The sequence below is a fragment of the Paenibacillus radicis (ex Gao et al. 2016) genome, assembly GCF_014641555.1.
GTDB lineage: Bacteria > Bacillota > Bacilli > Paenibacillales > Paenibacillaceae > Pristimantibacillus > Pristimantibacillus radicis.
In genome coordinates, this window is sequence record NZ_BMHY01000001.1 from 624,304 (window position 1) to 646,712 (window position 22,409).

Below are 22,409 nucleotides of genomic sequence, written 5' to 3' on the forward strand. Positions count from 1 at the left end.
GCAGTAGACAAAAAGGGTTTCAGAACTTGGGGACATGTTCTGAAACCCTTTTATTATAGATTGTTAAGATGAAGGGGAATACGTAGTGGCCTGCTTACGCTTATACAGAACTGCTATTGCCGCTGTTATAAGGATCATGCCCATAAAAGCGGGTGCGGCATGACCAATTAATACATAGATTTGACCTCCGATAATAGGTCCAATCATTCTTGCTAAAGCCTGAATCGATTGGCTGCCTCCTTGAATCCTTCCTTGTTCACTGGAGTCGACAGACTTGGAGAGCATCCCATTAAATGAAGGCCCAAAGATCGAATCGCCAAAACCGAATATAAACATGCCCGCGATAAAAAGCGGATAGAACGAAAATAAAGCAGATAGCGCGATGAGACTATAGCCTATAATCTCTGAAACCATACCGAGAATGGCGATCTGTTTATCATGAAGCTTTTTCAAAAGCTTTGGCATGATGAAGCCTTGTGACAGGATATCTTGGATACCCATAATGGAAAACATAAGTCCGATTAAGGCAGGCTTCCAACTGAAAGTATCCATTGTAAATTGTGAAAAAACAGCCTGTAAAGAGCCGTTGGGTACCCAAAGCAAGAACGCTGAGATAAGCAGCCTTTTTAAGCTTTTCATGGAAAGCAGGCTGGCAAGCTGTGTAAATGGGTTCAGTCTTACAAAGGTAATTGCTTTCAGTCTATTCTGCTTCTCAAGACTCTCCGGCATAAAGAAGTACCCGTAAACAACATTCAACAAAGTGACTATAGCCCCGAAATACATGGGTACAGAATAACCAAACTTGGCAAGTAATCCGCCTAGAGTGGGGCCAATGACGGTGCCTGCGCCTACAACCGCACTTAACCATCCAAAGTATTTGGTTCTCTGATCTGGAGGAATGATGTCTGCAAAATAGGCGAAGATTGTACCTATGCTCCCGCCGGTTACACCCTCAATGATACGACCGGCAAACAGGACCCACAGAGCGCCTCCGATACCAAAAACGATGTACCCGATTGCAGAACCCAACAGGCATACTAGGAGCAGCGGACGACGGCCGTACTTGTCGCTTAAAGCTCCGAGTGCGGGTGCTGCAAAAAAAACGCAACATGCATAAGCAGAGGTAAGCAGCGTAACAGCTGTTGCTTGCTCTCCCGGACTGCTTGTATAAGGCTGTACTAAGAATGGGATGACAGGTGCTATGATACTGAAGCCAATACCGCATAGAAACACAGAGATAAGACCGAATAGCAAAGCGTGTGTATCTATGGATTGTTTGGTGTTCTGTTCATGATGTGATCGGGACATATAAACGCTCTCCTCATATATTGATTCCTTGGAAACATAAATATCGTATCGCGACTTTGTTTCCTTGTCAACAAAATAATGACGATAAAAAAGACAGCCTGCTCTTCATAGAGCCCGGCTGCCTGTCGTTTGATTTTGTTTATTCCTATTTATTCCCAGTTATTCCGGTTTCACATGTACACCTGTTTTTTTTATTTCTGCATCCAGATGCCGGCTGTACTTTTCCAAGAAGCTAAGCATACTGTCAAACTGCTGTTCGGTTATTTCTTCGAACACGGCTTTATCCCGTTCCTGAAACTCTTTGTGCAAATCTTCATGGATTTTGAAAATGACCTTCCCTTGCTCGGTAAGTCTAAAGTAGATTTCTTTCTTATTATCCGGCTTCTGATAGCTTTCGATAAGGCCTTTCTGTAAAAGCTTCTTCGTTAATTTGCTTATGGCACCGCGAGTCATATAAAAGGACTCTGCAAGCTTTGTCACATTGGAATCTGCATTTTTTTCAATGTATTCAATGCAATGCACTTCAGACGACTTATAGCCCTTAAGACTGTCTTCCATTTTATCTTTATTAAGCCATACGATTTTATTATATAAGTCCCTGAAACCCGCTAAGACCTGATCTTCTTTATTCATGGCCTGTCCTCCCGCCCGTTAGTGCATTGACCTTATTATATTAAATTATTATGGATACACCAACCTGCAAGCAAAAAGGGCTTTGAAACGAAATCAATCGTTTCAAAACCCTTTTGCTGCATTTCTATAAGCTAGAATCTAGCTCAATACCCGGCGTGCGGTTACATAGTACTTTTTCCAATAAGCGCTGTCCATGTTGGAGATCGTTACGCCTTGGCTGCTGGAGCTGTGCAAAATTTTGCTTGAACCGGCATAGATCGCAACGTGGCTGATCGATTTGCCATTTGTTTTAAAGAAGACAAGATCTCCGACGCTCAGATCCGTCTTAGCAACTTTGTTGCCGACAGCGGCTTGGCTGCTGGCAGTGCGGGGCAGGCTAACATCAAGACCTGCAAACATGTATTGCGTGAACGACGAGCAATCGAAAGCATATGTAATGCCAACAGGCGCACCGTATTTGTAAGGGGTACCGATAAAGTTTTTACCCGTGTCAATCAAAGCAAGAGTTTCAGGCGTAGCTGCTTCCGCGCGGTCAGTCAAAGCGCCAAGTGCCAGAGCAGATACTGCGATCGTTGTGCAAAGTGTCATTTTCCATATTTTCTTTAGGCCGTGAAGTTTAAATGTTCTCATAGGTTGTAAAGTGTCCTTTCGCCTTCTTATTTATTCGAATTTGAGGTTTCATCTCGACGAAAACAACTATAACACATTCGAAACACCCCCAAATTCCACAATTAGAGAGAAAAACCATGCTTTCACGGTTGAATTCTGCTTTATGAGAAATAAATGAGAATATACTCATCAACGCAACTTAATAATCTCATTTTGCGTTGACTCGCAGATTACAGGAGATTTATAATCAGAATGCTCATTACTTTAGAAGTAAAGTATTTAAGATTTAACGATACCGAATGCGTTGGAGATGATGGTGAATGTTGAAGCTTTTTCGGTTTCTGAAGCGTTACCGGCTATTCGTTGCGCTCGTACTTGTTTTTGTGTTTTTACAGACACTCGCTGATCTGTATTTGCCGACGCTTATGGCAGACATCGTTGACAAGGGCGTAAGCCAAGGAGATAAGTCCTACATTTGGAAAATAGGCGGGTTTATGCTGCTGGTTGCGGCAGGCGGTGGCTTGTGCTCCATAGCGGCAAGTTATTTCTCAGCGAAAGCTGCATCGGGCTTCGGCAAGCTCGTCCGCAGCAGCGTGTTCAGCCAGGTCGAAAACTATTCGCTGCAGGAGTTTGACAAACTGGGTACCGCTTCGCTAATTACACGTACTACGAACGATATTACACAGGTTCAACAAGTGCTTATTATGATTCTTCGGATGATGGTGATGGCGCCAATGATGTGTATCGGCGGTATTATAATGGCGGTATCGAAGGATGCGAAGCTGTCATTGGTGCTCGTCGTTGTGCTGCCGGTATTGGCAGGCGCAATCTTTGCGGTTGTGCGTAAAGCGACGCCATTGTTTAAAGCGATGCAGAAAAAGCTCGATAAGTTGAATCTTGTACTGCGGGAAAGCTTAACCGGCATTCGTGTTATCCGTTCGTTTGACCGGATTGAACACGAGAACCACCGGTTTGATGCAGCTAACTCAGACGTTACCGAAACCGCGGTGAAAGTGAATAAGATTATGGCGTTTATGATGCCGCTTATGATGCTGGTCATGAATTTGGCTACCGTAGCTATTCTCGCTTTCGGCGGACATCGAATTGACAATGGCGATCTCGAGGTTGGTTCGCTGATGGCATTTATTCAATATGCGATGCAAATTATGTTCTCGCTGCTCATGATGTCGATGATGTTCGTCATGATTCCGCGCGCTCAAGCTTCGGCGGTGCGAATTAATGAAGTACTGGATCTGGCACCAAGTCTGACAGACCGTAAGGATGCTGTTCAGACGAATGCCTCAAGGCAAGGTTACGTCGAGTTTAAAGATGTGGCTTTCAGCTATCCAGGAGCGGAGGAGCCCGCGATTTCAAACATATCTTTCCGCGCGGGTCCGGGAGAGGTTACCGCCATTATCGGGGGTACCGGTTCCGGCAAGTCCACGCTGCTTAGCTTAATTCCGCGTTTCTATGATGTGAATGAAGGTCAGGTTCTCGTTGACGGCGTTGACGTGAAGAGCATGACGCAGCAGCATTTGCGCGAGCGGATTGGCTTTGTGCCGCAAAAAGCGGTGCTGTTTACCGGTACGGTTGCGGATAATATTAAGTATGGCAAGGAAGATGCGACTGAGGAAGAAATAAAGCATGCCGCCGCTATCGCGCAAGCCGCTGATTTTATAGGCAGCATGGAGCAAGGCTATGACTCTGTCATCGCACAGGGAGGCAGCAACGTATCCGGCGGTCAAAAGCAGCGTCTGTCGATTGCTAGAGCACTCGTTAGAAAGCCTGAAATTTACTTGTTCGACGACAGCTTCTCGGCGCTGGACTTTAAGACGGACGCGAAGCTGCGCGCAGCGCTTCGTTCAGAGACGGGAGAGGCGACGGTGTTAATCGTTGCGCAACGCGTCAGTACCGTTATGGATGCCGACCGCATCATTGTGCTTGAAGAGGGCCGGATTGCCGGTATCGGAAATCACCGCGAACTGATGGCTGATTCCGAAGTCTATCGTGAAATCGTCGCATCACAGCTGTCCGAGGAGGAGATCGCATGAGTGAGCAGCATAAAGGGCCTCAAGGCGGCGGTCGTCCCCCAGGAGGCATGCGCGGTCCCGGCATGGGGCCTCCAGGAATGGGCGGCATGGGTATGCCTGTACAGAAGGCGAAGAACTTCAGGGGCACGCTGTTTCGGCTTGTCACGTATTTAAAGCCTCATCGCTTTAAGCTTATTTTCGTACTGCTAGCCGCTGTGCTCAGTACAATATTCAGTATTTTAAGCCCGGATATTATGGGTAAAGCCGTTACAGAGCTATCGAAGGGTGTTATAGGCAGAATACAGGGAAATCCCGATGCGCATATCGATTTCGATACCGTAAATCTGATTCTATTGAAGCTGATCGTTCTCTATGTCATCAGCTCGGTGTTCAGTTACTTGCAGCAATATTTAATGGCTGGCGTCGCACAGCGAACCGTTTATGATTTGCGCAAGCAGGTTAACGAGAAGTTCGCCCGCTTGCCGCTCAAGTTTTACGATTCGCGGACGAACGGTGAAATTTTGAGCCGGGTCGTCAACGACGTGGACAATATTAGCTCGACGCTTCAGCAGAGCTTGACGCAATTTATAACTTCGCTAGTTACATTAGTCGGCGTTATCGTTATGATGCTGACTATTAGTCCGCTCATGACGCTAATCGTATTTCTGACGATACCTGTCAGTCTTGTCGCTGCAGGCATTATCGCCAAAAAATCGCAAACGTATTTCGTTCGCCAGCAAGCAGAGCTAGGCAAGCTGAACGGGCATGTTGAAGAGATGTATACGGGCCATAAAATCGTAAAGGCTTTCGGGCATGAGAATCGCTCGATTGCAGAATTCAACGAAATGAATGAAAGGCTGTATGAGTCAGGCTGGCGCGCGCAGTTCGTCTCCGGTATCATCATGCCGATTATGAGTCTTATCGGCAATATCGGTTACGTGTTCGTCAGTATCGTTGGCGGTATTCTCGTGACGAAGCGGGCAATTGAGTTCGGTGATATTCTCGCCTTCATCCAATATACGAGACAATTCACCATGCCGATTACACAGCTTGCCAACATATCGAACGTCATTCAATCGACCATCGCTTCAGCGGAAAGAGTGTTTGAGCTGTTGGACGAGCCAGAGCAGGAGCCTGAAGCTGACAACGCCAAGTCGATTGCATCTCCTAAGGGAGCGGTGCGCTTCGACAATGTGAAATTTGGCTACAGCGCAGACACCGTATTGATCGATCACATGAATATCGACGTCAAGCCTGGACAGACAGTAGCAATTGTCGGACCGACAGGTGCAGGGAAAACGACGCTCATCAATCTATTGATGCGGTTCTACGAGCTGCATGACGGCCGTATTACGATTGATGGCGTTCCGATTGACGATATGAGAAGAAGCGGACTGCGCCGGATGTTTGGCATGGTGCTTCAGGATACATGGCTGTTCAACGGTACGATCCGCGACAATATCGCATACGGACGGGAAGGTGCGACGGAGGATGAAGTTGTCAACGCCGCGCGGGCCGCACATGCTGATCATTTCATTCGTACTCTCCCAGACGGTTATGAGACGGTACTCAACGAAGAAGCGTCCAACATCTCGCAAGGCCAGAAGCAATTGCTGACGATCGCAAGGGCTATATTGGCCGACCCGTCCATTCTGATTCTGGATGAGGCGACAAGCAGCGTCGATACACGGACAGAAGTGTATATCCAGAAAGCGATGAATGATTTGATGAAGGGAAGAACAAGCTTCGTCATCGCTCACCGTTTGTCGACGATCCGCGATGCTGATCTCATTCTCGTGATGAACAAAGGCAGCATCATCGAGCAGGGTACTCACGAGGAGTTGCTCGCTGCAGAGGGTTTTTACGCCGATCTGTACAATAGCCAGTTTACGGGGAAAGCTTCGATTTCGGAGCCAAACGCCGGTTAGAAATGGATTCGATAACAGCCATCGCCGCTTGAGCACAAGCGGCGATGGCTGTTTAAATTTGCATAATTAACGCAATTCTGTAACGATTTTCATATGTTCAGGTATTATATCGCTTATAAGAATGAACGGATTGGAAAGCCCATGGATAAGGAAGAAGCCCTTCAGAAATATGCCGAGCTGAGAGGAACTTTCAAGGATTTATGTCTATTAATCTATGATGAGAATGATAGATTACGCGGTAGAATTCCGAAACAGAGCCGGCGTTAAGAGATGTATCTATCGTCTCTTCCCTGGCGGATAATGATGACTTCATGGATGGTATACGGATTCACCGTCACCTCGTCCAATTCTAGCATGATGTGTTAGCGCATAGGACAGCCTGCACCGCTCACGCATAGAATATGGAGAACGATTAAACTTCAAGAGAGCGGGGTGGCGGGTATTGCTGTGGGTTAAGGTCTGTTCCGTAAGCGCCGTATTCGGCTCCATCATTACTTTTGCATTTGGAGGTTGGGTGGAGTCACTGACGGTATTAGTTGTGGCAATGGGAATTGATTATATTTCCGGAATATTGGCATCGATCAAAGAAGGAAGAGGATTAAATAGTTTATTCGGCGCGTGGGGATTGGCGAAAAAAGGACTGATGCTGCTCGTTATCTTGCTGGCGCATCGCGTTGATATATTGCTTGATCTGCATAATGCAACGATGGGGGCGGCGACCTATTTCTATATCGCCAACGAACTGATATCCATTACCGAAAATTATGGACGTCTGGGTTTGCCATTGCCGGATCGGATCCGAAAAATCATTGAAGTGCTTAAGGACAAAAACTAACGGCGATATTGCAGCCAAAGGAGTAAGGGGGTTGCGCCAATATTTACAAGCATCATTCCGTAATGTTCATTTTATTGTCATATTCATGAAAAAAACTTTTCCCCTTGCGTAGTTTAAGGTTGAGAACTTCGGACGATCTTATGTAATATAAGAAGTAAACACTACGTTCGAAAAGGGGAGCACGGAGTAATGCATAAGTGGATCATGTTCGTACTATTATCAGCAGCTTCTTTATTGGCAGTTTATTTGCTGACATTCGGCCTGCCCGAGAAGCCTAAGGATGAGTCGGCAGAACTTCCAGAGGGTACCGTACTCGTAAAAGTGCAAGCTAACAGCGACTTCACGTTCGACCAAGAAGAGTACAAAGTTAAAGTCGGCGACAAGGTCATTCTTAAGCTTCAAAACAAAAGCGGTATTCACGGTTTGAAAATCGATGAGCTGAACGTTGATCTCGAAGGCCAAGAGCTGGAGACGAATCTTGAATTCGACAAACCAGGCGAGTACATCATGCACTGCTCGGTTCCTTGCGGTACAGGCCACTTGGAAATGAAAACGAAGCTAATCGTCGAAGCAGCTTAATGACAGTCAAAAAAGAGGAGCCGTACAGGGCTCCTCTTTTGCGCATTATTTAGACCTTGCTTCGTCTTTCGCTTCTTCCGCGGCCGCGGGCAATGAGTGTATCGGCGATAAAGCCGAGCAGTGCCCAAGTGATTACGGTCAGGACGTACATCAGCAACACGCTTACATCATGTACATCAACAAAGAGATCGACGAACCATGCAGGGATGCTGAACATGAAGAAGACGAAATTATGCGGGTCATAGCCGGTTGAATTATATAAGCAAAGGGCAAGTCCGACCACCGTGGCGGCAATCGTAACGGGATAGCGCATAACGAACCGTCCTCTCTAAGCTTGTCTGATTGGATTGTTGCTTGAATATGGCTGCTTGGGTTATTATGTGACAAAAGGATGCATGTCATTCGACTACATACGCGAGGGGAGAAAGAACGAATGTTGACACATATCGTATTTTTCAAATTAAAGGACGGAAGCCCGGAGAGCGTGGAAAAAACGGCTGCTGTTCTGCGCAATATGGAAGGGAAGATCGAAGAGCTTAAATCCATCGAGGTCGGCATCGACGTCGTACACTCGGAACGCTCTTATGATATCGCCCTCATTACGAAATTCGAATCTTTGGACGGTTTGAACGCGTACCAGGTACATCCTGTGCATCAAAAAGTAATTGAACATATGACGCAAGTTCGTGAAGCATCCGTCAGCGTCGACTTTGTGAGCTAAGGAAAGGTTGGCGGTTACGAATGGGTGAAGATACCTATCAATTAATGACGTATCTGTTTGTCATCATTATTAGCGCCATCATCATGGTGGCTTGGCTTAAACGAAAAGCGAAATCCAAAAAGCAAGACTGAAAGCGGGAGAAGCCTCTATGTACTATGTGAATCGTGAACAAATCGGAGTCCGGCTGCAGGCAATTCCGGCAATTTCGGAAGCGCTTCGTTCACTGGCGGAACAGTGGAGCGGCACACTCATCGAGGGACTTGCACAGGAGCGCGCGCTTCATCTGGCGATCGAGACGATTACTGATGTCGGAAGCTATTTGATCGATGGCTTTATTATGCGCGATGCAAGCAGCTATGAGGATATTATTGAGATTATCGGCGAAGAGGGCGCCTTTCCGAAGGAGCTACAGGAGCCGTTTATCGCATTGGTGAAATTGCGGAAGCCGCTCGTTCAAGACTACTATGACTGGCAGCGCGCCGAGCTGCATCCGCAATCGCGGGAGCTTGCGGAGCAACTGCTCGTTTTCAAAACATCGGTCGAGCAATATATAGAACGGGAATTAATTGGATAATGGAAGTGAAGAGCCGATTGGAGAGCTGCAGGTACAGCTTTCATGCAATCGGCTCTTTTTTTTGTGTCAAGACGAGCCCATGCTGCTTATACTGTCATTACGATATGGGCATTCGCCCGATTCGGATTGCCGGAGGCAACCTGCCGGGAGCGGAGGAGGAGCAGGCATATGGACGTAATGGAATGGAGTGCTGCGATTGCGGCAGCCGCTTTTGTCGTATTGGCGGCGGGAATGCTGCTTGGCATTAAAGCGGCGCTGGATCGGCTCAAAGCTGTTCAAGCATCCGCCGAAACAATGATGGCCCATATGCAGGTGACAGCAGCGAGGTTAACCGCGCTTGCGGATCCTGCGGAGCAGACGATTCTCACCGCACAGCAGCAGTTGCAATCGGTGAACCGTCTATTCGAAGCCGCCGGACAAATCGGGGAGTCGATCGAGCATACGACAACCGCAGTAAACCGGGTATCTTCCGTACTGTCGCAGTCGGCTATTACGCATGCGGAACGGGCAGCTGAGCAGCGTCAAATCGGGGAGGCGTTCGAATGGGCGGAACTTGGTATGGCAGCTTGGCAGCTATGGCAAACTAACCGCAAGCGCCATAACGGAACCGAGTCCGATCATCCGGGTGAAGAGCGTCATAAGAATGAAGGGAGCGAATAATATGTCAACTCGTAATCAAACGAAAGGTTTTCTTCTTGGAGCATTGGCAGGCGGCGTTGTAGGTTCGATTACGGCACTGCTGCTTGCGCCGAAAGCAGGCAAGGAGCTGCGCCAGGATATTTCCGCTGGAGCGCATAAAGTACAGGAGGCAACTGTGCGGGCAGCAGGTCAAGTGGGCGATACGACCGGACGCATTGCGCGTCAATTGGGCGATCAAGCGGTACAGCTGGCAGACAGAGCGAAGCAAGCCGCAGCTGTGGCGACGGGCACAGCGAAACGCCGCGTGGAAGAAGCAATTGAGCCAGAAGCGATTCTCTCTGCTATTGATGCCGGCGACGCTGAAGTGATTGATGAAAATGAGCAGGATGCTGCTGCTGAGGATAAGCAGCTGCTTACTGTTAATTAAGCTCCAATCTCCATAGATATAGAAGGCTGATTCCGCTCAGGAGTCAGCCTTCTTTGCTTACTGCCGGCCTTTCGACCGCTGCATAAGCCGTTCCAAATGGGTGCCAATAATAAGGTACATTTTCATCCCTGTATTCATATGCTATTGGAGTCGTCGCAGGTCATAAGGCCACTATAAACAGATCATGTAGAAGGAAAGCGGTGGGTTTGTGCAGCAACCGATTGCGATACTTGACTCAGGGGTAGGCGGCTTAACTGTCGCTAAAGAGGTTATGCGCCAGCTGCCGCACGAGAAAATCGTCTATTTCGGGGATACCGCGAGGGCACCATACGGGCCTCGTTCTCCCGAAGAGGTAACGCGCTTCACGCGTGAGATCGTGGACTATTTGATTCAGTTCCGTCCGAAAATGATTATAATAGCATGCAACACAAGTACAGCTTTTGCACTGGAAGATATACGCCGCAGTGTCGCCGTTCCGGTCGTAGGGGTTATCAAGCCGGGAGCGAGGGCAGCGATAGGGCGAACGGCATCCGGCTGTGTAGGCGTCATCGGAACCGAAGGGACGATTCGCAGCGGAGCTTATGAGCAGGCGCTCAAGGAATTGTCGCCGCAAATTCATGTGATCAGCAAAGCTTGCCCGTTATTTGTTCCTCTTGTGGAAAAGGGACAATTCCGCTCCTCCGAAACGTACAAAACGATACGGAATTCCATCGGGCATTTGCGTAATACGGCAATGGACAGTTTAATACTCGGCTGTACGCATTATCCCTTCCTCTCGGAAATGATTGAAGAGGTAATGGGCCCTGACATTAGCTTGATCAGCTCTGCAGATGAGACGGCCCGCGAGGCACGGGTTATTCTGGAGAAAAGCGGAGAGCTGGCAAGCGGCCACCGAATACCGATGCATCAGTTTCTGTGCAGCGGTGAACCGGCTTTGTTCAGAGAGATTGCCCAGCAGTGGCTGGGGCAGCAGTTGGAGCTCACTCCAATCGTTTGGCTGGAGCTGCAAATCGGCTGATCCCATGGAGGTCATAATTTGTCATCAGACGGTGGTATGGCAGCCATCTCCCTCGAATAGCATGTAGAGATACCAGCTATGACGAATGAGAGGTGACGGCTTGAGCGAAATCCATCGGAACCCATCAAATTACGGCTATGACGAATTAGTCGAGGATTGCTTGCAGGTTATACGGAAGTATCCTTTTGTTGAAGGCTATGTGATTGGACATACGGTGCTGGGACGTCCGATTCTCGCGTTAAAATGCGGAAACGGCGAGCGCCGCGTCCATATGAACGGCGGCTGTCATGCCAATGAATGGATGACGTCGGCGCTTCTTATGCGTTATGTCGAAGATTGGGCATCCGCCTGCGAAGGGGATGATTGGCTCAATGGCGAGGGCGCCTGCCGGCTGTATAAAGAGGTCACGCTGTGGGCCGTGCCTATGCTCAATCCGGACGGGGTAGAGCTGGCTGTTAGGGGAGTTCGTCCGGATCATCCGTTCTACCGCCAGTTAGTGGAGTGGAATAACGGCTCGGAGCAATTCGACCAATGGAAAGCCAACGCCCGAGGCGTAGACCTCAACGATCAGTTCCCGGCCCACTGGGACGAAGAGTGCAGGCGCAGAGGCAGGTCCGGCCCTGGTCCGCGCGATTATCCAGGTCCTTATCCATTAAGCGAGCCGGAGGCTTTGGCACTGGCCAACATGACCAATGCGCTGGAGTTCGATACGGTCATTGCGCTTCATACACAAGGCGAAGAAATTTATTGGAATTACCGCAATTACGAACCGGAACAAGCGGAGAAGCTAGCCAAGCGATTGGGCCGTGCGAGCGGTTATAAGCCGGTTAAGTTGAGCGGAAGCGATGCAGGGTATAAGGATTGGTTCATTCAGCGATACCGGCGCCCAGGCTTCACGGTGGAAGCGGGACTGGGAGCCAATCCGCTGCCTGCTTCCCAGTTTGATTCGATTTACCGTACGCTGCAGCCGCTTCTTACCGAGGCGCTGCGGCTGCACCGGTAAGACGTTTGCGAAATTAGGGCATGCTTATGCTATAATGACGAAAAGTATTTCGTTAGAAAAAGGGGTGTGCCCTATGCGCAAATTGTTCTCTCTCCGGTATTGGCGGAATACGTTTGTCCGCGTGTACCGGCTGCTTCGCTCTAAGGACGTTGCGTTGCGGGACAAGCTGCTTTTCCTCATTCCCGTCATTCTTTATTGGGTATTGCCGGACGTGATGCCGTTTATGCCGATTGACGATATTGCCGTCACGATGCTGGTTGCACAATGGTTTGCTCGATTTATGGAGAACAAGTATAATAGTAAAATATAAAGTTTGCCATGGGCATCTTTTCATACAAAGGAGCGAGAGACATGAACTGCAAAATTACGCGCAATGCCGCAAAGATATTGAAACTTGAACTGGACAAGCCTGAAAACGAAGGCAAAAAGCTTCGCGTTTACGTGACTCACGCGCACGGCGATCATGCGCACTACGGTCTTGCTGTCGATGAGCCGACTGATAAAGATGTCGTCGTATCGACAGACAAAGACATCGACGTTATTTTGGAAAAGGACAATGATTTCCTCGACGGCGTTCGCATCGACTATTTCTATGTGCCAGAAGAAGGCTTCGCTGTAACAAATCCGTCCAAAGGGAATAACGGCGAACATTAATCATTTAAATAAATAAAAGCGGTGCGCCGGTTGCCCCGGCCATTCCCGCTTGCCGGATTGGAAGATTATTGATGGCAAACGACATACGCGTATGCGATAAATGCAAGCATGTCCGGGTCAAGTCGATTGTGCCGAAGCTCCAGGAGCTGGCACCCGACGCCGAAATCCGGGTAGGCTGCAAATCCTATTGCGGGCCGTGCGCCCGCTATGCATTCATATTTATTAATGGACGTTATGTGAAAGCGGCAGACGAAGATGAAGCAATCCAAAAGATTCGGCCCTATGTGAAGTAAGCCGGAGGCAGGAGACTCAACAGCGATGTTGGGTCTCTTTTTGAATATGTTTGCAGCTATCCCCGATCTGGAGGTTTATTGATGAATAATCGGCATTTCCGGTATTACTACGCTGGCATGATCTTTATGTTTGTCGTGATTGTATTCGTGGAGCTGATCTGGCTGCCGGCGCCGGTGCATACCGCTTCCGGCCGTCTATGGATCGAGATGATCGACAGCCTGCTCTACGGTTTGGCTATTATCCCGCTTCTATGGGGAGCAGGGGCGGTGAGGGGCGTTATCAGCCTCTTGAAGACCCACTGGGGCGGGAAAAAGCTGCTGCTGGCGTTGCGAAGCTTGACTGGGGCGGTGAATGCTGCCGCTATTTGCTACATAGCTGTGAATCCTGCAAAGCTCATAATCGTTATCGGACTGATTGCCGCTGGACTGCTGCTGGTATTTGCCGATTTGTTCGGGGGCGAAATTGCAGCGAAAGGCGCTCGAGGGTGGAGGCGCTTGCTGCCGGTGAAAGGCTTGGTCACTTTGGCTGCTGCCATTCTGCTGCTCGCAGCACTGGCCTATCCGACTAATTATCGCGTCACTTATCCGGCCATGACGATCGCGATGAACCGGTACGCTCATGTCGAAGGCGGAACGCCGAATGGCAGCGTAAGCGGGGTGCTCGTCTTCGAGCGGCCCGCCGTGCTTGCTGACTGGTTGTATGCCAAGCTGCTGCCGGAGTATACCTTTGAGCGCAAGAGCGAGAACGAGCCGCCGTTGACGGAGGCCTATACGCAGGTTGTGGAAATGAAGACCGATGCGAACAGCGTGGCAAGCGCGATTGCGATGCAGAAGGTCGGCCTTGGCAAAGGAATGACGAGCGAGGGTATTCTTGTAATGGCATTGGCTAAAGATAGCGTCGTCCAAAACATTGTTCAGCCGGGTGACATCATTATCCGGTTGAATGGCAAATCAGTGGCAACGATTGAGGAAATGACGGCAATCATGGCCCAGCAGGTGAAGCCTGGTGATGCAGTAACAGTCGGGCTGCGCCGAAATGGAGAGGAGCTCGAGCTCGAGGTTCCGACGCGCCGCGCAGAGGCAAGCGATACACTGCCGGAGCGGGCCGTATTCGGCGTTTCCGTCAGCAACGACTTGCATGCGGATATTCCGCGGTCCGTCCATTACAACAGCTATATCGCCCATCTGGGCGGCCCATCGCATGGCGCGATGCTGACGCTCGCGTTAATCGATCAGTTGACGCCAGGCGGCGTAACGAACGGCTGGCGCGTGGCGGGCACAGGCACAATCGAGGCCGATGGCTCTATCGGCCTCGTCGGCGGCGTCCCGCAGAAGGCTTACGCCGTCAGCCGAACGGATGCCGACGTCTTTTTCGTTCCGGCTGAGCTCGAAGCAGAGGCGAGATCGGGAGCACCGAAGCTGCGAATCGTTCCGGTGCAGAAGATTGACGATGTGCTGGACTGGCTCAAGCAGCATCCGCGGTCAAATACGCCATAACGGACAAACGGACAAAAGCCCCGCCTTTCGGCCATCCCAATGGGATCGCGCGAAAGGCGGGGCTTTATCGTTGGTTGCATTATTCTTTTCCTCCGGCTGCAGCGGCAACGTTGGCTTGGGCGGCCTCAGTCTCCTTGAACACCGGAATTAGATCATGGGTGATAATCTGATCCGACATCGTCAGTTCTGAGGTTGCCTCTTCCGCATGAGCCAGACATGGCGCTATAGGTCCAAGTTTGCTCTCTGCGATATTCCAGCACTTTCCGTTTGCCGCAATGCCATCTGAGGATGGCATATAATAGATGGTGCCGTCAGTGAAAGCGCCATTGCGCTGGACGACAAGCTTGCCGCCATTGCCGCTTAATGCTCGCTCCGTGAGCAGAGGTGTTCCAAGCAGCGTATCGCTGGCGGTAGATATGCCTAGCAGATGAAGCAAAGTCGGCGTAATGTCGAGCTGGCCTCCGACGTTGGTATGCGTTCCGGCATAGGCGCCATCCGGCAGATGAACGAGGAACGGAACCTGCTTCAAGATCATCTGCCTCTCCAGGTCATTTAACGGCTTGCCAAGAAACGTCTCGAACAGCTCCCAATCCTTAATGGAATTATCATGATCGCCATAGAGGGCGAATATCGTATTTTTCCATAGCCCTTCAGCTTTGAGCTTCTCTACCAGCTCGCCAAGCGCAGTATCTACATAATGAACGGACTGCAAGTAGTCGCCCATTAACGTGCCTTCGAGGTCACCCAGCTTCAGCACTTGATGCTCTTTGGGCATCGTAAAAGGATGATGGCTCGACAGCGTAATTAAGAAGGAGTAGAAAGGTTTCTTCTGCTCTGCGATGACATCGACAGACTGACTGAAGAAGGAAGAGTCGCCCAGCGACCAGCCGATCGGCTCGTCCAATGCAAAATGCTTTTTACTGTAAAAAGTGTCGTAGCCCATACGGGGATACATCGTATTGCGGTTCCAGAACCCGCCGTCATAAGCGTGGAACACTGTAGCCGCATAGCCGTTGTCGCTTAAAGTCTGCGGCATGCAGTTGAACGTATGGCCTGCATATTGGATGAAGACAGAGCCGCTCACGAGAGGCTGCAGCGAGCAATTAGCCAAGAAATCGGCATCCGAGGTCCGGCCTTGCGACGTCTGATGATAAAATTGGCTGAAATAGGCACTTTCCTTCATGAGCTTGTTCAAATTAGGCGTAATTTCTTCGCCGCCGACCGATTTGCCGATCATAAAGTTTTGCAGCGCTTCAACCTGAACCAGCAGTACATTGCTGCCTTTATAAGCGCCAAAGGTAGCGTCATTCTCCAGCATTTTACGGCTGTTGCCCCGGTCCGAGGTCCATTGCTGGATACCGGCTGCGGCTTCGGCGGATACCTGTTCGGTATTCAGCCGTTCCTTCGCATAGCGGTATACATCATAGCCATGGAAGCCGACAACGCCCGTTACGTTATAGAGGGAGAGACTCCACCAATTGTTGACGAACAAGCCTTGCGCCCATGTTTTTTTGGCGATATTAATGTTGCCGATGGACATGGAAGCGCCCATGAAGAAGATGGCGAAGCCGAGTACGATTTGAATAGCGACATGGGGCCACCCTCTTCGTCTTCTGTCTTTTTCGTAGGAATCTCTGAAACGATCCTTCAGGTCTGTCCGGCCATGGCGAAGCGTATAGTAGGCAAAGGGTACAAGGACCAGCCAATCTGCCAGCAGCCAAAAATCACGGGCTTGCAGAAGCGTCCAGATGCTTTCGCCTAGCGAATCGACCTGGCTTGCCTGCATTAGGACGGGAACCGAGATCAGATCCTGAAAGTAACGGTAATAAATAATATCGGCATACATGATGAAGGAAAGCAGCATGCTGATTGTGATCAAGGCAATAATCCGGCCGCGTGTCGGCAGCCATACTGTCCAGAAGCAAACCAGCGCCAGCGTTCCAATTGCGACCACTGTGTCAAAGCCGTTCATCGCCATATTGGGCACGGCAATGATGGTATCAAACAAATAAACTTTGGCCATCATGCCGATGAAGAACAGCAGCAAGTCCAGCGCCTTCAGGCGCTTGAATGACTCCAGCATCAGTCGCATTCCGCGCCTGACGACGTTCTGTTTCGTATAAAGCATAACGTGTTTAGATCCTTTCCCGTACAGCTTCCGCTACCTGCGGGGAGGAAGCGGCCCGAAAAACTGATAGAAATCCGTCTGAATACGGCCGTTAAACAGCTTGCGTTTCTTATCGGCAGGGCGGGTGAAGTAATGCTCGATTTCTTTAGTTGGCGTAATTGCGAAAAACGACCAGGTTGGCAAATGAAGCGACGAAAGGCCGAATTGACGGATTGCCTTCTCGGCTTCTTTATCGTCGCCAAGCCGCTCGCCGTATGGCGGATTTGTAATGATGACGCCGTAGTCGCCTTTCGGCTTCATTTTTGCAACGGGCAGTACTTCCAGCTTAATTTCTTTGCCAAAGCCGGCTTTCTTTACAGCAGCTTCTGCAATTTCAATTGCGTGCGGATCAATGTCAGAGCCCGCAATTTGCAGCGGCACATTATCTTTAACCGCATCGAAAGCTTCGTCTCTCGCTTCGTCCCACAGCTCGTCTGGCACAAGCGGCCAGCCTTCGCTGTTGAAGCTGCGGCGGAGTCCCGGTGCAATATTCCAGCCGATCATCGCCGCCTCGATCAGAATCGTGCCGGAACCGCAGAACGGATCATAAAGCGGACGTTCGGGCTGCCAGCGGCTCAGTTGAACAAGTGAGGCAGCCATCGTCTCGCGCAGCGGAGCTTCGGTCGATACTTTCCGGTAGCCGCGCTGATGTAGGCCAGCACCCGTCGTGTCGAGCGTCAGCATGGCCTGATCATTCATCAGCGTCACTTCGATGACGTATTTGCCGCCATCTTCATGAAACCATTCTGTTCCATAGCGCATTTTCATTTTTTCGACGACCGCTTTTTTTACGATGCTTTGACAGGCTGGAACGCTTGTCAGCTGGGATTTCTGCGAACGGCCGTTTACCGGAAATTCGCCGTCCTCCGGTATCCATTCCGGCCAGTCAAGCGCTTTGGTGCCCTCGAACAGCTCCTCGAAGGTAGTCGCCCGGAACTCGCCCATATTGACGAGAATCCGTCCGGCAGAGCGGAGCCAGAGATTCGTTCGGCAAATATCGATCGGCTCCCCGGTGAAACGGACGCGGCCGTTCTCCACCTGCAGGTCATTGTAGCCGAGCTCCTTCAGCTCGCGCGCGACGACGGACTCCAGTCCCATCGGTGCGGTCGCAATCAGGTTAATCGTAGTCATAAAAGTTCATTCTCCCCTTATTCTTTGAAAACAAAGTTGTTTCCTCACGGACAAAATCATACAATCAAGTATAGGGCAAAGCAGGATGCTTTTACAAATTGTAAAATTGGAAAGAGGTGCATAAAAGTGACAGATGAACAATATGTGGACGGATTATACGGCGAAGATGCTGATCTGGCGCGGACGAAAAAGGGGATTGCGGAGAAGGGAATGCCGGATATTTCGATTTCTGACGGTTACGGGCGGCTGTTGACGATGCTCGTACAATTGGCTGGCGCGAAAAATGTGCTGGAGATCGGCGCGCTTGGCGGCTATAGCGGCATATGTCTGGCTAGAGGGCTTGGAGAAGGCGGGCAGCTCACCTCGCTGGAGCTGAAATCCGAATATGCCGATGTTGCACTTGCACATATGAAGGAAGCGGGCTTTGGTGAAGCAGTTGAATACGTCATCGGCGATGCGAAGGAAAGCTTGGCACAATTGAAAGAAGAAGGACGGCGGTTTGATTTCTTTTTCATCGATGCTGACAAGGATGGCTATCCAGTCTATTTGGATTATGCCATTCAGCTTGCCAATCCCGGCGCGGTTATCGTTGGAGACAACGTCCTGTTGCGCGGACGGACGATTAACCCGGAGAAGGGCGGGCCGGCGGTACTGTCGGTACGGGCATTCAATGAACGGATCGCATCGGACGAGCGTCTGACCAGCACGGTGCTTCCCGGGTACGACGGCCTCGCGATCGCCATCGTTAAATAGAAATCTAATCTCATTCCGGTCCGGTTGCGGATAATTAGCGTTTGACGATTGTGGCGATCGTACATATAATGGAAAAGCAACGACTAACCGATAGCGAGAGAGGAACAGGTGTCCGAGGACGATGGAGAACTAATCTTATGTATTCAGAGAGCAAATATCGAAACATAGCAGTTGTTTCTTTTTCTGAAGATAGGATTATTGCGCCCATTTTTCCGGATAGGTTTCCCTATATCGAAGGCTCGTTGTACGAAGCGGCCAGCGTCTGTTTGCTGTTTGCAATTCGTTAACGCAGTTCTTAATGGCGCCCATAATCCTCTTCAGAGCGAATGTACTTAATTCGGCTGAGGAGGTTTTTTTATGACTTTAATGACAATGGAGCAAGTGAAAATAACGATTGGTGACCGGGTTCTAGGAGTGCTGGCAGGCAGTTGGCAGCTGGAACGGCGTGAAAGGGTCGGTATCGTTGGCCGGAACGGGGCAGGCAAGTCGACGCTGCTTGCCGTGCTGGCGGGACGGCTGGAGCCGGACGCAGGCACGGTGAGGCGCTTTGGAACGATTGCGGAGTTGAGGCAAGCGGCTGGGGCGAAAGGCGATGTAGCGGATAGCAATTGTATCGATGAATATGATGCACTGGACGAAGGCAAGACGACCTTAGGAGACGAAGCATCCGCGAAGCGCTGGAAAACGATAGGCAGGGACGAAGCGGAAAGCCATGGCAGCGGAGGAGAACGCACCCGGCAGCAAATCGCGCAGCTGTTCGCAAGCGGCGCTGAGGTGCTGATTGCGGACGAACCGACAAGCCATCTCGATGAGGAGGGCGTGCGACAGCTGGGCGAAGCATTTGCTTCCTATGACGGTGGCGTGCTCTTTGTGTCCCATGACCGGCAGCTGATGGATGAAGTTTGTACGCATATTATGGAGCTGGATGAAGAGATGATCACCGTCTATTCCGGCAATTATTCCGACTACCGCAGGGAAAAGGAAGCGGCCAGACAGCGCATGCATTTCGAATACGAGCAATATGCGAGGGAAAAGGGACGGCTGGAGCGGGCTATTATTGCAGTCAGACAGCAATCCAAATCGATGAAGAACAAGCCTTCCCGTATGAGCTACAAAGAAGCGAACCTGGGCAAGGAAGGGGCTAGAACGAGTAACTCCAAGGTAGATTCGAAAGCGAAAGCGCTCGAGAGCCGTCTGGAGAGGCTGGATGTGAAGCACAAGCCGCGTGAGACGGAGCTGCCGCTGTTCGACACGGCTGTTCATGAGTTATGCCGCAGCAAGCATGTGCTCAGGGTGGAGCGGTTGAGCGTACAGCTATCGGACCGTTCCCTATTCGATGAGCTCTCTGTTGCCATCCGTCCAGGGATGCGAATTGCTTTAACCGGACCAAACGGAGCGGGTAAGACGACGCTGCTCCGTCTTATTTATGGGCAAGGGGAACGTATTGTAAAAGCTCCCGGCTGCCGAATTGGCTATTTCCGACAGGATTTGTCCTTGCTGGACGAATCGAAGAGCGTACTGGATAACGTACTGTCGACTGCCATCTATCCCGATACGCATGTGCGGACTGTCCTTGCCCGTACTTTGTTCAAGGGACATGACGTTTTTAAGGAGGCAGGCCAGCTAAGCGGTGGCGAGCGGGTCAAGGCGGCGCTGGCTAAGCTGTTTCTTGGTCCTTACAATACGCTGCTGATCGACGAGCCGACGAATTATTTGGATGTTTTTGCACGGGAGCAGTTGGAAGCGGCACTGCAGCAATATCCCGGGACAATTTTGTTTGCCGCGCATGACCGAAGGCTCGTTCAGGCGGTTGCTACGCACCGGCTGACGTTGTACGGCGGCGGGGAATGGAGCTTTGAAGAATGCGGTGCGGAGGACAGAGGTATGCCGGGAGCGAGAGATGCAAGGCAAGCAACGTCGTCGCACGAAGAAGCTGAGCGGATAGAACGGCTGATGAGAGTTGAGCGTGAGCTTGCAGAGACAATTGGCCGTCTATCGATGCCTATCCGGTCGGAAGCGGAGGCGGCTGAACTGGATCGGAGATTTCATGAGCTCGTAGAAGAGAAGCGCAAATGGACCAAGGTGCAATAACAAACGGTAAGCAAGTATGGAAAGAGACCAGCATTTTCGCAGCAGCCTTAAGGTGCCGCGGAGATGCTGGTCTTTTTATTGTGCACGTTTCAGGCTTTGGCTTTTCTTCTGTGAAGAAGCGATTTCCTGACCCATAAGGAATTGGCGATCATAAGCGAAGCGGACATGAAGAAGATGCCTTTAATGCCAATAAAGCCGGACAGCGCTCCTCCAACAATAGGGCCAACCATATTGCCAAGGCCGAGCATGCTGCTGTTGAAGCTGTAGGCTCGTGATTCCATGCCGTCGGGTGTATATTTCCGGATCAGTACATTGACCGTAGGTGCAAGTCCGCCCAGGAAGACGCCAAGCGCAAATCTGGATAACAGCAGATGCCAGACCGATCCAGCCAGTGCCATCGGAATGAACGTAACGGCCGCCCCTATTAATGAGACGGCGAGAATACGCTCGGAGCCGATCCGATCGCTCAATCTGCCAAGAAGCGGCGATGCGATCATGTTCGACATTCCGGTTACCGAGCCGACAAATCCGGCCCAGAACGCGAGATTGGCCGTCGTCCCATGCAGCTCCTGTACATAAAGAGGCATAAGCGTCATCGGGCTGAGCATCGCAAACTGGATCATGAAGGTAACGGCATAAAGCGACGTGATCTGCGGTATTTTTCGCAGCTTGCGCAGTCCTTCCGCTACGGACACCATTGTGCGTGAAGCAGCAAGCGATTTATCGAACGGCTCCTTGACGACGATCCAAGCCAGCATGGAGGCGGCGAACAACAGGCTGCCCGTGATGTAGAAGATAGGACGGAAGCCGACCGCGTCCGCCATCAGTCCCCCGATAAACGGCCCCATAATCGTGCCGGCGATGCCTCCGGATTGCAGTGTGCCCATCGCGAAGCCTGTCCGTTCCTTGGGCGTTGTTGCGGATACGAGCGCGACAGATGCTGGATTGAAGCCCGAGATCGTGCCGTTAAGCATACGAAGCAGCAGCAAATGCAGCGGTGTCGTTGCGAAGCCCATTAACGTCATGACGATCGCCATGCCAAAGCCAGAGCGGAGCAGCATCATTTTGCGGCCATACTTATCCGCGAGCTTGCCCCATATGGGCTGAAATATAAATGAGGTAACGAAATTGCCTGCGAAAATGAACCCGGCCCACAATGCGATTTCATGCGGATCGGTTAAACCGAGATCAAATTGCAGGTATAGCGACAAGAATGGAATGATCATCGTCATTCCGGCGTTGACGAGAAATTGACCGAACCAAAGGACGATAAGATTTTTTTTCCACTGTTCCATGAGGGATAGTATATCATATTGCAGCTTTTATCATGAATGCCGGGAAATTGTGGAAGAAGCTCAGAGTAAATGGGTGCGACTTTTGGGTGAAAGAGATTTAATCCTTTAGAACTATATAAATTATAAATATTTGTAAATATAAATAGAAAAATGAATTTTTAATAGGACAAAAGTCATTGACGAAACGCTATTAAATTGATTTAATAGAATCAGTTTCGTAGTTG

23 protein-coding genes are annotated in these 22,409 nt (G+C 50.3%); 16 read left to right on the forward strand and 7 right to left on the reverse strand.

From position 1 onward, the window contains the following. Positions 1-63: 63 nt before the first annotated feature. The 3 genes from IEX98_RS02605 to IEX98_RS02615 form a co-directional block, all read right to left on the reverse strand. Positions 64-1,308 (reverse strand): MFS transporter, encoded by a 1,245-nt coding sequence (locus IEX98_RS02605; RefSeq protein ID WP_188887369.1) that lies wholly within the window; start codon positions 1,306-1,308, stop codon positions 64-66. A 159-nt stretch (positions 1,309-1,467) separates the two neighbouring features. Next, positions 1,468-1,941 carry a MarR family transcriptional regulator gene (locus IEX98_RS02610; RefSeq protein ID WP_188887370.1) on the reverse strand — a complete coding sequence of 158 codons (474 nt, stop codon included), beginning with the start codon at positions 1,939-1,941 and terminating at the stop codon, positions 1,468-1,470. Positions 1,942-2,079: 138 nt separating this feature from the next. Continuing rightward, on the reverse strand, positions 2,080-2,571 hold the full coding sequence (locus IEX98_RS02615; RefSeq protein WP_188887371.1) for a C40 family peptidase: 492 nt from the start codon (positions 2,569-2,571) through the stop codon (positions 2,080-2,082). A gap of 299 nt (positions 2,572-2,870) precedes the next feature. Here IEX98_RS02615 and IEX98_RS02620 point away from each other — a divergent pair, with 299 nt between their 5' ends. The 4 genes from IEX98_RS02620 to IEX98_RS02635 all read left to right on the forward strand — a co-directional run bounded on the left by IEX98_RS02620 (position 2,871) and on the right by IEX98_RS02635 (position 7,922). Then, positions 2,871-4,601 (forward strand): ABC transporter ATP-binding protein, encoded by a 1,731-nt coding sequence (locus IEX98_RS02620; RefSeq protein WP_188887372.1) that lies wholly within the window; start codon positions 2,871-2,873, stop codon positions 4,599-4,601. Continuing rightward, on the forward strand, positions 4,598-6,508 hold the full coding sequence (locus tag IEX98_RS02625) for an ABC transporter ATP-binding protein (RefSeq protein WP_188887373.1): 1,911 nt from the start codon (positions 4,598-4,600) through the stop codon (positions 6,506-6,508). Before IEX98_RS02620 ends, IEX98_RS02625 begins: the two co-directional genes overlap by 4 nt. 442 nt (positions 6,509-6,950) lie before the next feature. Beyond that, positions 6,951-7,343, forward strand: a complete 393-nt coding sequence (locus IEX98_RS02630; protein WP_188887374.1) for a phage holin family protein — start codon at positions 6,951-6,953, stop codon at positions 7,341-7,343. Positions 7,344-7,532: 189 nt separating this feature from the next. Beyond that, complete coding sequence (locus tag IEX98_RS02635) at positions 7,533-7,922, forward strand: cytochrome C oxidase subunit II (protein ID WP_188887375.1); 390 nt, start codon at positions 7,533-7,535, stop codon at positions 7,920-7,922. A gap of 49 nt (positions 7,923-7,971) precedes the next feature. On the opposite strand, the gene IEX98_RS02640 is transcribed toward IEX98_RS02635, so the two are convergent. Beyond that, entirely contained in the window at positions 7,972-8,235 is a 264-nt protein-coding gene (locus IEX98_RS02640; RefSeq protein WP_188887376.1) for a hypothetical protein, read from the reverse strand. A 120-nt stretch (positions 8,236-8,355) separates the two neighbouring features. Between IEX98_RS02640 and IEX98_RS02645 the strand changes: the two genes are divergently transcribed. The 10 genes from IEX98_RS02645 (at position 8,356) to IEX98_RS02690 (ending at position 14,748) form a co-directional block, all read left to right on the forward strand. Further along, positions 8,356-8,643, forward strand: a complete 288-nt coding sequence (locus tag IEX98_RS02645) for a Dabb family protein (RefSeq protein ID WP_188887377.1) — start codon at positions 8,356-8,358, stop codon at positions 8,641-8,643. Positions 8,644-8,791: 148 nt separating this feature from the next. Next, positions 8,792-9,217, forward strand: a complete 426-nt coding sequence (locus IEX98_RS02650) for a DUF86 domain-containing protein (protein ID WP_188887378.1) — start codon at positions 8,792-8,794, stop codon at positions 9,215-9,217. Between the two features lie 168 nt (positions 9,218-9,385). Beyond that, a complete protein-coding gene (locus tag IEX98_RS02655; protein ID WP_188887379.1) occupies positions 9,386-9,877 on the forward strand; it encodes a DUF948 domain-containing protein in 492 nt (163 codons plus the stop codon). Position 9,878: 1 nt separating this feature from the next. Then, a complete protein-coding gene (locus tag IEX98_RS02660) occupies positions 9,879-10,283 on the forward strand; it encodes a YtxH domain-containing protein (RefSeq protein ID WP_188887380.1) in 405 nt (134 codons plus the stop codon). A gap of 208 nt (positions 10,284-10,491) precedes the next feature. Next, on the forward strand, positions 10,492-11,301 hold the full coding sequence (gene racE / locus IEX98_RS02665) for a glutamate racemase (protein ID WP_188887381.1): 810 nt from the start codon (positions 10,492-10,494) through the stop codon (positions 11,299-11,301). 100 nt (positions 11,302-11,401) lie between these two features. Next, entirely contained in the window at positions 11,402-12,304 is a 903-nt protein-coding gene (locus tag IEX98_RS02670) for a M14 family metallopeptidase (protein ID WP_229691942.1), read from the forward strand. Between the two features lie 73 nt (positions 12,305-12,377). After that, a complete protein-coding gene (locus IEX98_RS02675; protein WP_188887383.1) occupies positions 12,378-12,614 on the forward strand; it encodes a hypothetical protein in 237 nt (78 codons plus the stop codon). Between the two features lie 41 nt (positions 12,615-12,655). Continuing rightward, entirely contained in the window at positions 12,656-12,958 is a 303-nt protein-coding gene (locus IEX98_RS02680) for an iron-sulfur cluster assembly accessory protein (protein WP_188887384.1), read from the forward strand. Positions 12,959-13,029: 71 nt separating this feature from the next. Then, complete coding sequence (locus IEX98_RS02685; RefSeq protein WP_042162895.1) at positions 13,030-13,251, forward strand: DUF1450 domain-containing protein; 222 nt, start codon at positions 13,030-13,032, stop codon at positions 13,249-13,251. Positions 13,252-13,332: 81 nt separating this feature from the next. Then, the gene (locus tag IEX98_RS02690) at positions 13,333-14,748 is read left to right on the forward strand and encodes a PDZ domain-containing protein (protein WP_188887385.1); all 1,416 of its coding nucleotides are present in this window, start codon (positions 13,333-13,335) and stop codon (positions 14,746-14,748) included. A 79-nt stretch (positions 14,749-14,827) separates the two neighbouring features. Here IEX98_RS02690 and IEX98_RS02695 read toward each other — a convergent pair whose 3' ends face one another. Continuing rightward, positions 14,828-16,876 (reverse strand): LTA synthase family protein, encoded by a 2,049-nt coding sequence (locus IEX98_RS02695; RefSeq protein WP_188887386.1) that lies wholly within the window; start codon positions 16,874-16,876, stop codon positions 14,828-14,830. Between the two features lie 33 nt (positions 16,877-16,909). Then, complete coding sequence (locus tag IEX98_RS02700) at positions 16,910-18,046, reverse strand: THUMP domain-containing class I SAM-dependent RNA methyltransferase (protein ID WP_188887387.1); 1,137 nt, start codon at positions 18,044-18,046, stop codon at positions 16,910-16,912. A gap of 120 nt (positions 18,047-18,166) precedes the next feature. Between IEX98_RS02700 and IEX98_RS02705 the strand changes: the two genes are divergently transcribed. Continuing rightward, positions 18,167-18,799: an O-methyltransferase gene (locus IEX98_RS02705; RefSeq protein ID WP_229691996.1), complete on the forward strand. Its 633-nt coding sequence runs from the start codon at positions 18,167-18,169 to the stop codon at positions 18,797-18,799. A 357-nt stretch (positions 18,800-19,156) separates the two neighbouring features. Next, complete coding sequence (abc-f, locus tag IEX98_RS02710; RefSeq protein ID WP_188887388.1) at positions 19,157-20,890, forward strand: ribosomal protection-like ABC-F family protein; 1,734 nt, start codon at positions 19,157-19,159, stop codon at positions 20,888-20,890. 89 nt (positions 20,891-20,979) lie between these two features. Here abc-f and IEX98_RS02715 read toward each other — a convergent pair whose 3' ends face one another. Next, positions 20,980-22,185, reverse strand: a complete 1,206-nt coding sequence (locus IEX98_RS02715; RefSeq protein WP_188887389.1) for an MFS transporter — start codon at positions 22,183-22,185, stop codon at positions 20,980-20,982. Between the last annotated feature and the right edge of the window lie 224 nt (positions 22,186-22,409).